This window comes from Cryobacterium sp. LW097 (assembly GCF_002205495.2).
Taxonomy (GTDB): Bacteria; Actinomycetota; Actinomycetes; order Actinomycetales; family Microbacteriaceae; genus Cryobacterium; species Cryobacterium zongtaii.
Genome location: NZ_CP021992.1, coordinates 3,591,471 through 3,604,501, shown reverse-complemented (window position 1 = coordinate 3,604,501; position 13,031 = coordinate 3,591,471). Strand labels below are relative to the sequence as shown.

At 71.0% G+C, this 13,031-nt stretch carries 16 protein-coding genes and 1 riboswitch; of the genes, 11 read left to right on the top strand and 5 right to left on the bottom strand.

The annotated features are described in order from the left end of the window. The first annotated feature begins 1 nt into the window (after position 1). The 4 genes from B7495_RS16905 to B7495_RS16890 are packed head-to-tail and all read left to right on the top strand — an operon-like array spanning position 2 to position 2,372. Positions 2-1,021, top strand: coding sequence for a DMT family transporter (locus B7495_RS16905; protein WP_088457617.1), 1,020 nt, complete (start codon positions 2-4; stop codon positions 1,019-1,021). A gap of 40 nt (positions 1,022-1,061) precedes the next feature. After that, on the top strand, positions 1,062-1,220 hold the full coding sequence (locus B7495_RS16900; RefSeq protein ID WP_205748690.1) for a hypothetical protein: 159 nt from the start codon (positions 1,062-1,064) through the stop codon (positions 1,218-1,220). Positions 1,221-1,269: 49 nt separating this feature from the next. Next, a complete protein-coding gene (locus tag B7495_RS16895; protein ID WP_088457616.1) occupies positions 1,270-1,869 on the top strand; it encodes a TetR/AcrR family transcriptional regulator in 600 nt (199 codons plus the stop codon). An 8-nt stretch (positions 1,870-1,877) separates the two neighbouring features. Continuing rightward, entirely contained in the window at positions 1,878-2,372 is a 495-nt protein-coding gene (locus B7495_RS16890; RefSeq protein ID WP_088457615.1) for an FBP domain-containing protein, read from the top strand. A 33-nt stretch (positions 2,373-2,405) separates the two neighbouring features. On the opposite strand, the gene B7495_RS16885 is transcribed toward B7495_RS16890, so the two are convergent. Next, entirely contained in the window at positions 2,406-3,491 is a 1,086-nt protein-coding gene (locus B7495_RS16885; RefSeq protein WP_088457614.1) for a glutamate--cysteine ligase, read from the bottom strand. 197 nt (positions 3,492-3,688) lie between these two features. Between B7495_RS16885 and B7495_RS16880 the strand changes: the two genes are divergently transcribed. From B7495_RS16880 to B7495_RS16870, 3 genes are read left to right on the top strand one after another with little or no spacing between them, the layout of a single operon-like run. Continuing rightward, positions 3,689-4,714, top strand: coding sequence for an ABC transporter substrate-binding protein (locus B7495_RS16880; protein ID WP_240632296.1), 1,026 nt, complete (start codon positions 3,689-3,691; stop codon positions 4,712-4,714). Continuing rightward, positions 4,687-5,778: an iron ABC transporter permease gene (locus B7495_RS16875; RefSeq protein ID WP_088457612.1), complete on the top strand. Its 1,092-nt coding sequence runs from the start codon at positions 4,687-4,689 to the stop codon at positions 5,776-5,778. Before B7495_RS16880 ends, B7495_RS16875 begins: the two co-directional genes overlap by 28 nt. Continuing rightward, positions 5,775-6,545, top strand: coding sequence for an ABC transporter ATP-binding protein (locus B7495_RS16870; RefSeq protein WP_088457611.1), 771 nt, complete (start codon positions 5,775-5,777; stop codon positions 6,543-6,545). Before B7495_RS16875 ends, B7495_RS16870 begins: the two co-directional genes overlap by 4 nt. A gap of 34 nt (positions 6,546-6,579) precedes the next feature. Here the strand turns inward: B7495_RS16870 and B7495_RS16865 are convergent, their stop codons facing one another. Further along, complete coding sequence (locus B7495_RS16865; RefSeq protein ID WP_088457610.1) at positions 6,580-7,449, bottom strand: alpha/beta fold hydrolase; 870 nt, start codon at positions 7,447-7,449, stop codon at positions 6,580-6,582. A gap of 37 nt (positions 7,450-7,486) precedes the next feature. Further along, positions 7,487-8,287, bottom strand: a complete 801-nt coding sequence (locus B7495_RS16860; RefSeq protein WP_088457609.1) for an isocitrate lyase/phosphoenolpyruvate mutase family protein — start codon at positions 8,285-8,287, stop codon at positions 7,487-7,489. A 132-nt stretch (positions 8,288-8,419) separates the two neighbouring features. On the opposite strand from B7495_RS16860, the gene B7495_RS16855 reads away from it, so the two are divergent. The 4 genes from B7495_RS16855 (at position 8,420) to thiD (ending at position 11,161) form a co-directional block, all read left to right on the top strand. After that, positions 8,420-8,686: a hypothetical protein gene (locus tag B7495_RS16855; protein ID WP_088457608.1), complete on the top strand. Its 267-nt coding sequence runs from the start codon at positions 8,420-8,422 to the stop codon at positions 8,684-8,686. A gap of 33 nt (positions 8,687-8,719) precedes the next feature. Next, a riboswitch (TPP riboswitch) is annotated at positions 8,720-8,820 on the top strand. Continuing rightward, positions 8,812-9,630 (top strand): hydroxyethylthiazole kinase, encoded by an 819-nt coding sequence (thiM, locus tag B7495_RS16850; RefSeq protein ID WP_088457607.1) that lies wholly within the window; start codon positions 8,812-8,814, stop codon positions 9,628-9,630. It overlaps the preceding riboswitch by 9 nt. Next, positions 9,627-10,268, top strand: coding sequence for a thiamine phosphate synthase (gene thiE / locus B7495_RS16845; protein WP_088457606.1), 642 nt, complete (start codon positions 9,627-9,629; stop codon positions 10,266-10,268). The genes thiM and thiE overlap by 4 nt, the downstream gene beginning before the upstream one ends. Beyond that, entirely contained in the window at positions 10,265-11,161 is an 897-nt protein-coding gene (thiD, locus tag B7495_RS16840) for a bifunctional hydroxymethylpyrimidine kinase/phosphomethylpyrimidine kinase (protein ID WP_088458160.1), read from the top strand. The genes thiE and thiD overlap by 4 nt, the downstream gene beginning before the upstream one ends. Here the strand turns inward: thiD and B7495_RS16835 are convergent. Beyond that, a complete protein-coding gene (locus tag B7495_RS16835; protein WP_088457605.1) occupies positions 11,133-12,461 on the bottom strand; it encodes an MFS transporter in 1,329 nt (442 codons plus the stop codon). The genes thiD and B7495_RS16835 overlap by 29 nt on opposite strands. 55 nt (positions 12,462-12,516) lie before the next feature. Beyond that, positions 12,517-13,008 carry a GNAT family N-acetyltransferase gene (locus B7495_RS16830; protein WP_088457604.1) on the bottom strand — a complete coding sequence of 164 codons (492 nt, stop codon included), beginning with the start codon at positions 13,006-13,008 and terminating at the stop codon, positions 12,517-12,519. Positions 13,009-13,031: the final 23 nt, after the last annotated feature.

Below are 13,031 nucleotides of genomic sequence, written 5' to 3'. Positions count from 1 at the left end.
AATGAGTACACAGATCGGTATACCTCAGCGACTTCTTCTGGTCGCTGCCTCGGCCGCCTTCGTGCTGACCTGGAGTTCCGGGTTCATCATCGCGAAGATCGGCACGGAGGCGGCGCCGGCCCTGACCGTGCTGGTTTGGCGGTACCTCGTCGTCGCGGCACTCCTGCTGGTCGGCATGATGGCGCTGCGCTTCCGAGATCGTCGGCTTCGAGCTCACCGACGCGCGTTCCCGGCCTGGCGCGACATCCGCCCGCACCTCACCATCGGGCTCTTCGCCCAATTCGGCTACATCCTGCCCGTCTATCTGGCCGTCGGCGCGGGGGTCTCGGCCGGGACGACGGCCCTCATCGACGCGATCCAGCCCCTGGTCGTGGCAACCCTGGTGGGACCGCTGCTCGGGCTGCGTGTGCGGGCGCCGCAGTGGCTGGGCCTGGCGCTCGGTGCGGTGGGAGTGGTCCTGATCGTGGCGGCGGATGCTTCGACGTCGATCTCGCCCACCCCCGCCTACCTGCTGCCGTTGGTGGCGCTGGCCAGTCTCGTCGCCGCGACCTTCCTGGAGCGGCGCACCCCGGCCCGGCTCGGCGTCTTCGCCACCCTGGCCACCCACGCCGCCATCACGCTGGTGGCCGTGACGCTGCTGGCCGCTCTTACCGGGGCGCTCGCCCCGCCGGCCACCCTGAGCTTCTGGCTCTCGACGGTGCTGATCGCTGTGTTCCCCACCCTCATCGCCTACGCGCTCTACTGGTACCTGCTGCGCCGCCTCGGCATCACTGCCCTCAACGCCCTGCTGTACCTGGTGGCGCCGACCACGGCCGTCGCCGGCAGCATCCTCTTCGCCGACCCGTTCACTCCCGCCACCCTTGTCGGACTCGTGCTCGGAGCGGGCGCGGTAGCGCTGGTCATCGCTCCCGAGCGCGCCGCGTCATCCGCAGCTGCGCCCGCATGTAAAGGCGGAGAATCTCGGGAAACGCCGCTCGTTCGGTCCGAAGCCAAGGCGAGTCGCGAAGAACTACGCCTTTAGCGACACGGGAGCCGCCGCAGCCCTGGTCACCGCGCCGATCGTGACCCTGGCCGCCGGCGAGACCGTGCAGCTGGCCCGGTCGCACTCGTTCCGGGCCATCACCACCCGGCGCTACCACCCGGGGGTGCACGCCCTCGAGGTGCAGGTGAACGGGGCGGCCTGGGGCCGGGTCGAGTTCACGCTGCTTCCCGAGGACTGAGCATTGCCTATAGTCTGTAGTTTATAAACTGCGAGACTTAGGAAATTTGATGAAGCGTCCCGGATTGACCGAAGCCCGGCTGGTCCAGGCCGCCGCCGAACTGGCCGACGAGACCGGACTGTCCGCCGTGACGCTCTCCGCCCTCGCCCGCCGCTTCGACGTGCGCCCGGCGAGTATCTATTCGCACATCTCGGGGCTCGACGACCTGCTCGACCTCACCGCCGCGTTCGCCCTGCAGGAGCTCGCGGACGGTCTGGCTGAGGCCCTGCCCGGCAAGGCCGGCCGGAGCGCCCTGTTCGCGTTCGCGAACGCCCACCGCGACTACGCCATCGCCTACCCCGGCCGGTGGCAGGCGGCGCAGCGCCGCGTATCGCCGGAGGCTGCCGCCCAGAGCGCGGGCGGGCTCATCGCCCGCTCAGCCCGAGCCATTGTGAGCGGCTACGGCCTCAGCCCTGACGACGAGGTGCACGGTGTGCGGCTACTCGGCAGCGCCATCAACGGCTTCGTCGCGCTCGAGTCCGGCGGCGGCTTCGACCACTCGGATCCCACCGCGGCTTCGAGCTGGACACGGGTGCTCGACGCCATCGACACGTCGCTTCGGAACTGGCCCACGACCGACACGCAGCACCCCGACCACTCAACCGATTGAGACTTCGTATGCTCCCCCTCAGTACCGCCACCATCAAGGCCACCTTCGTGAACGCCTCCCGCAAGGTCGTGTCCGACATCACCCTGCCGCCCGGCTTCGACCAGCTCGACTGGGCGCAGCTGGACTATGTCGGCTGGGTCGACCCCAAGATGAAGCGCCGCTCCTACGTCGTCGTCCCCGTCGACGGCGAGCCTGTCGGCATCGTCCTCCGACAGGCGGATGCCTCCCCACGCCGTCGCGCCCAGTGCTCGTGGTGCCGCGATGTGAAACTGCCCAACGAGGTGGTGCTCTACAGTGCCCAGCGGGCCGGGGCGGCCGGCCGCAACGGCGACACCGTCGGCATCCTGGTCTGTGAGGCGTTCCAGTGCTCCGCCAACGTGCGGAAGCTGCCGTCGATGGCCTACATCGGTTACGACGTTGCCGCCGCCCGAGATGACCGGATCTCGATGCTGCGCGCCCGGTCGACCGGATTCGTGGGCGAAGTGATTCGCCCCGGCGACTGAACCTGGAGCCGGGCGCGGGAGTCGGCGCGCCGATCAGCTGAACGACGACTCGACGAGTTCCCGCCATCCGGCGAGCCCGCCCGTGCGGAACGCCCGCCGTTGCTGCTGGGCGCCCGTTCCCGTGCGCCGCACCTGCTCCACCAGCTCGGCCACCCGGGGCCGGTCCCCGGTGCTCTCCAACGCGTCGCCGACGGAGCGCAGCAGACTGTCGGTGACCGCACTGGCCGGGGCCAGCTCCCTGGTGGTGGGATCGAGGAGCTGGCCGCGGATGCCGTCGCGGGAGGCGTGCCACAGCGCGGCGTCGAGCAGTTCGGGCTCCACCGCGGGCGGCGGTGCCCCACGCTCGCCCGCGGCCATACCGGTCACGACCAGGGCGCGGGCCACCGCCGCCAGCAGCATCGTGGGCGCCAGGTCGAGTTGGGCGTCGGCCACCCGCACCTCGAGCGTGGGATAGCTCTCGGACAGCCGCGCGTACCAAGCCACCGTGCCGGTGTCGACAGTGGCTCCCACACCGACCAGACGCCGGATGCGCCGGTCGTAGTCGTCGGCGTCGGTGAACGCCGGCGGACAGCCGGTGGTCGCCCAGCGGCGCATGATCACCGCCCGCCAGGAATCGAAGCCGATGTCCCGGCAGCGCCAGAACGGCGAATTGCCGGTCAGCGCCATCAACGTGGGCAGCCAGACCCGCAGATGATTGAGGGCGTGCACCCCGGCCTCCCGGGTGGGCACGCCCACGTGCACGTGCGTGGCGCAGATCTGATGGTCCCGCACGACCCCGCGCACTCCGGACCCGATCCGGTGGTACCGGGCCGCGTCGGTGAGGGTCGGCGCCGCCGGGGCGTCGAAGGGCGTGCCGGTTCCGACAGCCAGGACGCCGCGCTCCCTCGCCACCGCAGCCAGCTCGCCTCGAAAGGCGGCCAGGTCGGCCTCGGCCTCGGTCAGCTCGGTGAAGACCGCCGAGGCTCGTTCCACCTGTGAGGCCAGGAACTCGCGGGTGACGAGTCCGGGCGCGCGAGCCCGGGGCGGCAGATCGCCCAGGATGGTATCGGCCATACTGACCGGCCGCAGGGAGCGCGGGTCGACGAGAAAGTACTCTTCCTCGATGCCAAACGTCACCATGTGCAGCCTCCGGGAGCCGGATCGGCGGAGCCGGACAGGAACATCCTGTCACCGGGAGGCAGGTCAGGGAACACCTCACCGAGCGGACAGGAATTTAGGTAAGGCTATACTTACCAAGGCCCGCATCGCGAGGAGCCGTCACTTTACGCTCAGCACCGTCAGGAGTTCCCATCACTACGAAAAGGACGCACGCCCTCGTGGGCCTGCTCACCGCCGTCGCGCTCGCCACCCTGTCGGGCTGCGGCGCCTCCGAGGAGATCGACTCGCCGGCGGCCCTGGCCGTCGCCAGCGACGGGAAGACGGGGTATCCCCTCGTCGTCTCGAACTGCGGCTCCGAGCAGACGTTCGAGGCCGCCCCGGAGCGCGTGGTGTCGTTGGACCAGAACTCGACGGAGATCCTGCTGTCGCTCGGCCTGGAAGAGCGCATGGTCGGCACCGCGTCGTGGACCGACCCGGTGCTCGACTCGCTGGCCACCGCGAACTCGGCGGTACCGCGGCTGGCCGACAACGCGCCCACCTACGAGGTGCTGTTGGGCACCGACCCCGACTTCGTCACGGCCTCGTTCGGTCGCCACTACGCCGACGCCGGGGTCGCCAGCCGCGAACGGCTCGCCGAGACGGCCATCGGCTCCTACCTCTCGCCCACCGACTGCGACAACGGTGTGAGCGTCAACGGCGGCGGAACCCGCACGACGGCGCTCAAGGTCGACGCGTTGTACCAGGAGATCCGCGAGCTGGCCGAGATCTTCGACGTGACGGACCGGGGCGAGGCGCTGGTCAGCGAACTCGAAGGGCGGGCCGCGGCGGCCTCCGACGGCCTGGACCTCGACGGACACTCGGTCATGTTCTGGTTCGCCGACACGAAGACGCCCTACATCGCCGGCGGCCTCGGCTCAGCGGCGCTCCTGGCCAGCACCACGAACATGACGAATGTCTTTGCCGACACCGCCGACGATTGGCCTGCCGTTGGCTGGGAGAGCGTCGTCGACGCCGACCCGGACATCCTCGTCCTGGGCGATCTGCAGCGCGACCGCTTCCCCGGCGACCGTCTCGACGAGAAGATCCAATTCCTCGAGAGCGACCCCCTCACCAAGAACCTCGAGGTCGTGCAGGAGCAGCGCTACATCGCCCTGCACGGCGCCGAGATGAACCCGTCCATCCGCTTCGTCGACGGCCTCGAGAAGATCCGTGCCTGGTGGGACGAGCACAAGGACGCGCTCTGAGCACCGTTGAAGCCGCCTCGGTGACCCGCGGGCGGCCCCTGCCGCGCGCGGTGCTCGCCCTGGCCCTCGGCCTGCTCGGCCTGGTCGCGATCGTGCTCTCGGTGGGCGTCGCCGTCACGCTCGGCCCCGCGGATGTGTCCCTCGTCAACGTGCGCGACATCCTGTTGAACCATCTAGCGTTGACCGACATCCCGGTGCGCGTCTCGGAGGATGCGATCGTCTGGCAGGAACGGCTGCCGCGGGCCCTGGTCGCAGCGGCGTGCGGGGCCGGGCTCGGCCTGAGCGGGGTCATCCTGCAGTCGCTGCTGCGCAATCCGCTTGCCGACCCGTTCGTGCTCGGGGTGTCCTCCGGGGCATCGACGGGGGCGGTGCTCGTCGGGGTTCTCGGCATCGGCGGCGGAGCCATCGGGCTCTCCGGCGGCGCGTTCATCGGCGCCCTGGCCGCGTTCGGCTTTGTGCTGCTCCTCGCCCGGTTCTCGTCCGCCGGCCCGGCGGGGGTCATCCTGGCCGGCGTCGCGAGCACCCAGCTGTTCTCGGCGCTCACCTCCCTGGTCGTGTTCGCCTTCGCGGACTCCGACGAGACCCGTGGGGTGATGTTCTGGCTCCTCGGCTCGCTCGAAGGCATGCGCTGGGACGACGTGGCCCTCAGCTCCGGCGTGGTCACGGTGGGCGCCCTGATCTGCCTGGTCTGGGCGCGATCGCTCGACGCCTTCGCGTTCGGTGAGGATGTCGCCGCGTCTCTCGGCATCCACGTCGGGCGCACCCGGCTGATCCTGTTGATCGTCACGGCACTGTTGACCGCCACCCTGGTGAGCATCGCGGGCGCCATCGGCTTCGTCGGCCTGGTTCTGCCGCACGCGGCCCGCCTGCTCTTCGGCCAGCGCCACTCGAGGGTCATCCCGGCCACGATTGTGCTCGGCGCTGTCTTCATGGTGTGGGTGGATGCCGCGTCCCGCGTCGTCTTCGCCCCCACCCCGCTGCCGGTCGGCGTGGGCACCGCCCTCGTGGGCGTTCCCGTGTTCGTGCTGTTGCTGCTGCGGAACAAGGGCAGGGGCAGGGCGTGACACTCGAAGCGCACCGCGTGAGCTGGCGGCGAGGCGGCACCCTCGTGATCGACGACGTGACCCTCTGCCCGCTGCCCGGCTCGACGGTGGGTCTGCTCGGCCCGAACGGCTCCGGCAAATCCTCCCTGTTGCGCCTCCTCCAGGGCGTGTCGGCACCCGATACCGGCAGGATCACGCTCGACGGGGCCGACCTCACCTCGGTGCGTCGCCGCCACGTCGCCCGAACCGTGGCGACCGTCACGCAGCACGCGGAGACCGAGGTGGACATCCTGGTACGGGACGTCGTGCGGCTGGGCCGCACGCCTTACCGGTCGCTCTTCGGCGGGGACACCGCAGACGATGCGCGGGTGATCGACCGCGCACTGGCGCACGTGGGTCTGACCGACAAGGCGGACCGACTCTGGCGCACGTTGTCGGGCGGGGAGCGCCAGCGCGCCCACATCGCGCGGGCTCTCGCGCAGGAGCCGACCGAGCTGTTGCTCGACGAGCCCACCAACCACCTCGACATCCGGCATCAGCTGGAGCTGTTGGCCCTCGTCGCCGACCTGCCGGTCACCGCGATCGTGGCCCTGCACGACCTGAATCTCGCGGCCACCTTCTGCGACAGTGTGCTTGTCCTGCAGGACGGACGCGCGGTCGCCGGGGGCAGCCCGCGAGACGTGCTCACGCCCGAGCTCATCGGCGACGTCTACGGGGTGCGGGCCCGGGTCGCCGAGGACGCGGTGACGGGCCGCTCTCACGTGCTGTTCGATCCCACCCCGCTCTGACGGCCGCGCCCCGCGGCGGCCGGCGTCGGAGGGTCTAGGCCGTGTCCGCCGGGCGCCGGTAGAAACCGGCCAGCGCCGCGGTGAACGCCTGCGGCTGCTCCACCCACGGGTAGTGCCCGGCGCCGGCGATGGTCACTGCACGACCGTTCGTGAACAGGTCCGCGACGGCCAGCACCGGGGCCAGCCCGGTCAGGCCGTCGTCGGCGCCCGCGACCACCAGAACCGGGCAGTGCACCTGCGCCAGGCCGATCAGGATGCCCGCCGGGTCGGCCCCGGCGAAGAACAGGTCCTGCGCCGCGGGATGCCAGGCGCCGGTCGCCTCGTGCTCCCGGGCCTGGGCCGTCCACCGCGACCAGGCGATCGGGGCGAGGTAGGGGAACAGGTGGTTCAGGTCGGAGGCGGTCGTCGCCGCCGTCGCCGCGATCCGGTGCGCGACGTAATCGGCGTACCAGGGCTCGGCGCGGTGCCCCGTGATGATGTGCGAGCTGTCGTCGGGGACGGTCACGAGCCACTGCGCGGGCGGGGTGAGCAGGCACAGGCTCGCCAGCCGATGAGGGTGGCGGGCCGCATAGGCGAGCGCGACGCGGGTGCCGGCCGAGTGGCCGAGCAGCTCGATCTCGGCCAGCCCCAGATGCCGGCGGAGCGCCTCGACGTCGTCGGCCAGGGCGGGCCAGGATGCGGCGGGCGCGGTGGGCGATGGCGACGACGCCCCCACGCCCCGCTGGTGCAGCACCACGAGGGTGCGCAGGCGGGTGAGCCCGGCCAGATCGCCCAGGTACTCCGGATGCCGGGCCGGCCCGCCGGCCAGCACGACCAGCGGCGGGCGCTCAGGCGCGCCCGCCGCATCCGGGGTCAGAACGTCGTAGTGCAGAACGGTCTCATCGTGCGACGCGAAGCTGGGCATGACCCCACCGTACCGAGCCGCCCACGCTGAGACCGGGTTAGAGCTCGAAGGGGAAGCCGAGGTCGTCGGGGTAATCGCCGAGCGCGGTGAGCTGGGCGGCGGCGCGCTGCAACGCGGCGAGGGCCAGGCCGAGGGTACCGGGGCCGAAGCTGACCCTGGAGACGCCGAGTTCGGCCAGCCGGGCCAGGGGAACGGCGCCGGGGTTCCCGATCACGGAGATGCGGCCGTTCACCTCGTCGAGGGCGCGCTTGACCTTGTCTTCGTCGCCCAGGCCGAGGAAGAAGATCACGTCGGCGCCGGCGTCGAGATAGGCGTTGGCACGCTGAACGGCCTCGGCCCACTCGCCGCCGCCCGCGAGGGTGTCGACGCGGGCGTTGATCACCAGCGGCACCCCGGCCGCCTCGGCGCCCTCCCGCGCCGCGGCGACCCGGGCGGCCGCGGTGGAGATGTCGAACTGCGGCGCCTTGGTGGCGCCCACGGAGTCTTCGATGTTGATGCCGGCGGCCCCGGCCTCCTCGATCAGGCGGCGCACGTTGCGGGCGACCCCCGCGGCATCCGCCGCGTAGCCCTTCTCGAAGTCGACCGAGACGGGCAGGTCGGTCGCTCCGGTGATAATGCGGGCGGCGATGATGGCCTCGTCGACGGTGAGGCCCTCGCCGTCCGGCAGGCCGCGCACGTTGGACACCGAGTGCGAGGCACTGGCGAGGGCTTTCACGCCCGGGGTCTCGGAGACGATCTTGGCGGTGATCGCGTCCCACACGTTCGTGACGATCAGTGGCGTGCCGGGCACGTGCAGGGCGTTGAGGAGTTCGGCCTTGTTCAGCAGTGTGGTTGTCATCGGTCCAGTGTGCCGGGTGCGCCGGTGTAAACGCTGGAGGGTTTCAGACAAAGACAAAGACGCAGCGCTGTCAACCGTGTATACACGTCGCCGCTTTGGTCTTAGCGTGAGATCTACACCGAGGGAGATGTCATGCAGGCTCACACCCTCACGGTCGGCGAGCGCCTGTTCCGATTGCGCAGCTCGTGCGACGTGACCGCGCTCGTAGCAGCCCTCACGGCCGCCGTCCGGCAGGGTGGCGGAATGGTCAGGCTACCCGTCGTCGGCGATGTCGGTGTGGAGGCGCTCGTGTCACCTGGCGTCAGCGTGGTGCTGGAGACCTTCGAGGTGGATCCGCTCGCGCTTCTGGACCCGGCGGTGCCGGTGCCGTGGTTCGCCGTCGACGATTTCGACTACTAGTCCGGGTGTGAACAATCCGGCCGCTAGGGTTTCGGTAGTGACACGGGGTGCCCTGCCAAACGGCCGGGGCTGAGAAAACACCCGTTGAACCTGATCTAGTTCGTACTAGCGAAGGGATGTCCCGGATGACCATCCGTCTGACACCAGAGAATGCTGCCCATCTGCTCGGCCGTCTGCGCGAGAGCCAACCTCTCGTACAGTGCCTCACCAACGCGGTGGTGACCAACTTCACCGCCAACGTGCTGCTGGCCCTGGGAGCCGCGCCCGCGATGGTGGACGTGCCCACCGAGGCCGGACCGTTCGCCGGGGTGGCCTCCGGAGTGCTGGTGAACGTGGGCACCCCGCACGCCGAGCAGCGCAGTGCGATGCTCGAGGCCGCGTCGGCCGCACACGCCGCCGGCACCCCCTGGGTGCTCGACCCCGTCGCGATCGGCGTGCTGCCGGTGCGCACCGGGCTGGCTCGCGAGCTGCTGCACTTCCGGCCCACGGCCATCCGCGGTAACCCGTCGGAGATCATCGCCCTGGCCCAGCTGGGCACCGGCGGCCGAGGCGTCGACGCCACCGACTCGCCGGAGGGCGCCGCCGACGCCGCCGCCCTGCTCGCCCGCAGCACCGGAGCGAGCGTAGCCGTGTCCGGCGCGGTCGACCTCATCACCGACGGTTCGCAGACCATCCGGGTGGCCAACGGTCACGTGCTGCTCACCCGGGTCACCGGCGGCGGATGCGCGCTCGGCGCGGTGACCGCCGCCGTGCTCTCGCTCGTCGACCGCGACGAACCCGGCGCAACGCTCGCCGCGACCGCCGCCGCCACGCTGCTGTACACCGTCGCCGCCGAACTCGCCGCCGCCGACGCGGCCGGGCCGGGCAGTTTCGCGGCGCACTTCCTCGACCGGCTGCACTCCCTCGACGGCGCCACCGTCATCGACCGGGCGCGGCTGGCGTGAGCGATCTCTCGCTCTACCTCGTCACCGACACCGCCCTGTGCGGTGCCAGGGGCGTGCTGAGAACCGTGATCGACGCCGTCGCCGGCGGCATCACCACCGTGCAGGTGCGCGACAAGACCGGGTCGGACGACGACGTGCTGCGCCTGCTGCTGCAGGTGGCCGACGCGGTCGGTGACCGCGCCACCGTGGTCGTCAACGACAGGGTCGACGTGTACCTGCGGGCGCTCGCCGAGCGCGCCGCCGTGCACGGCCTGCACGTGGGCCAGGGCGACGAAGCCGTGGCCAGAGTGCGCGACAGGGTCGGCTCCGACGCGATTGTGGGCATCACCGCCAACACCCCGGCCGAGCTCGACAGGGTCTTCGCGCTGCCCGCCGGCACCGTGGACTACCTGGGCGTCGGCGTCATCCGGGCCACCAGCACCAAACCCGACCATCCGCCCGTGCTCGGGGTGCCCGGCTTCGCCGCGCTGGCCGCCACGAGTGCGCTGCCCTGCGTCGCGATCGGCGGCATCGGGCTCGCGGATGTCTGGCCGTTGCGCCGGGCCGGGGCCGCCGGGGTGGCCGTGGTGTCGGCCGTCTGCGCCGCTCCGGATGCCCGTGCCGCCGCCAGCGCCCTGCACCGGGAGTGGACCCGATGACCGGGCCGAGGGAGATCCCCCGGGTGCTCAGCATCGCCGGCACCGACCCCACCGGCGGCGCCGGGATTCAGGCCGACCTCAAGAGCATCGCCGCCAACGGCGGTTACGGCATGGCCGTGGTCACCGCGCTCGTCGCCCAGAACACCCGCGGGGTGCGTTCGGTGCACATCCCACCGGTGTCCTTCCTCGTGGAACAGCTCGACGCGGTCAGCGACGACGTCACCATCGACGCCGTGAAGATCGGCATGCTCGGCCAGGCCGACCTCATCGAGACCGTGGCCGCGTGGCTGGCCCGGGTGCGGCCATCCGTGATCGTGCTCGACCCGGTGATGATCGCCACCAGCGGCGACCGGCTGCTCGACGCGTCCGCCGAGGCCGCGCTCCGCGCCCTGGTGCCGCTGGTGCACCTGGTCACCCCGAACCTGCCCGAGCTGGCCGTGCTCGTGAACGAACCCGAGGCCGCCGACTGGGCAGCGGCCCTCGAGCAGGGCGAGCGGCTCTCCCGCGCCTGCGGCACCCGGGTGCTGGTCAAGGGCGGCCACCTGGCCGGTCCGGCCTGCCCGGATGCCCTCGTCGACGCGGCCGGCACCGAGCCAGGGCGGGCCCGCATCGTGCAGGTCTCCGCGCCGCGCATCAACACCGTGAACACCCACGGCACCGGCTGTTCGATGTCGTCGGCCCTGGCCACGCTGGCGGCCCGGCACCGGGACTGGCCGCGGGCGTTGACCGAGACGAAGGCCTGGCTCAGCGACAGCGTGGCCTCCGCCGACCGGCTCGAGGTGGGCGGCGGGCACGGCCCGATCAACCACTTCCACGCGCTCTGGGCGGCGGCCGGAACGCATCCGGAGCCACCGCCTCGAGGGCTCAGCCCATCTGGTTCTGCCGGGCCTTGACCGGCAGCAACAACAGCAAGCCGATGACAAGCACCAGCACGATGCCCAGGATGCCCCAGTAGGTTTCGCCGAAGATGGTCACGGCCAGTGCGAACGCCGTGGGGGCCAGGAAGCTGGCGGCACGACCGGTGGTGGCGTACATGCCGAACACCTCGCCCTCCCGGCCGGCCGGGATGATCCGGGCCAGGAAGGTGCGGCTGGCCGACTGGGCGGGCCCCACGAACAGGCACAGGGCCAGGCCGGCGGTCCAGAAGACGATCTGGCCGCCGTCGTGCAGCAGGAACACCAGGCTGCCGCTGACGATCAGGCCCACCAGGGCGGTGACGATGACGGGCTTGGCGCCCAGCCTGTCGTCGAGCACTCCCACGCTGATGGTGGCGACTCCGGCCACCACGTTCGCGGCGATCGCGAAGATGATCACCTCGCCGGGGGAGAAGCCGAACGCCGACGCGGCAAGTACCCCGCCGAAGGTGAAGACGCCGGCCAGGCCGTCACGGAAGATGGCGCTGGCGAACAGGAAGTAGACGACCTGGCGGTTGGTCTTCCAGAGCTTGGCCACGTCGCGGCCCAGTTCGACGTAGGACTGGAAGAAGCCGACCTTGGCGCGCTTCGCGGCATCCGGCGCCCGGTATTCGGGCACCCGCAACAGCAGCGGCAGCGCGAACAGGCCGAACCATGCGGCGGCGATGAGCATCGTCACCCGCACCGCCAGCCCGTCTTCGCTGGTGACGCCGAACAGGCCCACCTCGGGGCTGATGAAGCCGAAGTAGACGATCAGCAGCAGCACGATGCCACCGATGTAGCCCATGCCCCAGCCGAAACCGCTCACCTTGCCGATGGTGCGTGGCGTCGAGACCTGCGCGAGCATGGCGTTGTAGCTGACCCCGGCGAGCTCGAAGAACACATTGCCGGCGGCCAGCAGCACCAGGCCGAGCAGCAGGTACTCCGGAGTGGGCAGCACGAAGAACATGCCGGCGGTGAGCCCAACCACGATGAAGGTGTTCACGCCGAGCCAGAACTTGCGCCGGCCGGAGGAGTCCGAGCGGGCGCCGGTGACCGGGGCGAGCACGGCGATCAGGAACCCGGCGATCGCGAGTGCCCAGCCGAGCTGGGCGGCGACGTCGCGCTCGTCGCCGAATGACGAGCCGGTGAGGTAGACCGAGAAGACGAACGTGGTGACCACGGCGTTGAAAGCGGCCGAGCCCCAGTCCCACAGGCTCCAGGCGACGACGGCGGCGCGGGCGGGAGTGCGGGCCGCGGGGGCGTGGGCGGCGCCGTTGCCGTCGAGTGTCTCGGTCATGCGTTCACCCTAGGGCCGTGGGGTGAACAATGGGCGACGGATATTAGGGCAGTAGTCAGGGCAGCAGCGATCTGTGCATCACGTGCAGGCCCACATAGCCGTGCACCGGATGACGGAAGGCGCCGGGCACCGTCGTGAGGATGCTGAAGCCCAGATTCTGCCAGAGGCTCACGGCGTTGTGGTTGGTCTCCACCACGGCGTTGAACTGCATCGCGCGGAACCCCGCGTTCGCGGCCTGCTCGAGAACATGCTCGGCCAGGGCGCGGCCGATGCCTCGACCGGCCGCCTGCGGGGCCACCATGAAGCCGGCGTTGCACACGTGACCTCCCGCCGCCGGCTGGTTGGGGTGCAGCTCGGCGGTGCCGAGCACCCGGCCGTGGTCCTCGGCCACGAAGACCCGGCCGCCGGGCTTGCCCAGCCACCACGCCTGAGCGTCGGCCTCGCTGGTGTCCCGTGGCCAGCAATAGGTCTCGCCGGCCGCCACAACGTCCCGCAAAAAGGGCCAGATCGCGCCCCAGTCGCCCTCCCGGGCTTCCCGTATCTCCATTCCCCCAAATTACCGCCCCGCGA

Coding starts and splice junctions, on each gene's coding strand:
- B7495_RS16860 (WP_088457609.1), bottom strand. CDS start 8,287: ATGACAACCACACTGCTGAACAAGGCCGAACTCCTCAACGCCCTGCAC.
- thiM (WP_088457607.1), top strand. CDS start 8,812: ATGACCATCCGTCTGACACCAGAGAATGCTGCCCATCTGCTCGGCCGT.
- B7495_RS16830 (WP_088457604.1), bottom strand. CDS start 13,008: ATGGAGATACGGGAAGCCCGGGAGGGCGACTGGGGCGCGATCTGGCCC.
- B7495_RS16895 (WP_088457616.1), top strand. CDS start 1,270: ATGAAGCGTCCCGGATTGACCGAAGCCCGGCTGGTCCAGGCCGCCGCC.
- B7495_RS16865 (WP_088457610.1), bottom strand. CDS start 7,449: ATGCCCAGCTTCGCGTCGCACGATGAGACCGTTCTGCACTACGACGTT.
- thiD (WP_088458160.1), top strand. CDS start 10,265: ATGACCGGGCCGAGGGAGATCCCCCGGGTGCTCAGCATCGCCGGCACC.
- B7495_RS16885 (WP_088457614.1), bottom strand. CDS start 3,491: ATGGTGACGTTTGGCATCGAGGAAGAGTACTTTCTCGTCGACCCGCGC.
- B7495_RS16905 (WP_088457617.1), top strand. CDS start 2: ATGAGTACACAGATCGGTATACCTCAGCGACTTCTTCTGGTCGCTGCC.
- B7495_RS16855 (WP_088457608.1), top strand. CDS start 8,420: ATGCAGGCTCACACCCTCACGGTCGGCGAGCGCCTGTTCCGATTGCGC.
- B7495_RS16835 (WP_088457605.1), bottom strand. CDS start 12,461: ATGACCGAGACACTCGACGGCAACGGCGCCGCCCACGCCCCCGCGGCC.
- B7495_RS16890 (WP_088457615.1), top strand. CDS start 1,878: ATGCTCCCCCTCAGTACCGCCACCATCAAGGCCACCTTCGTGAACGCC.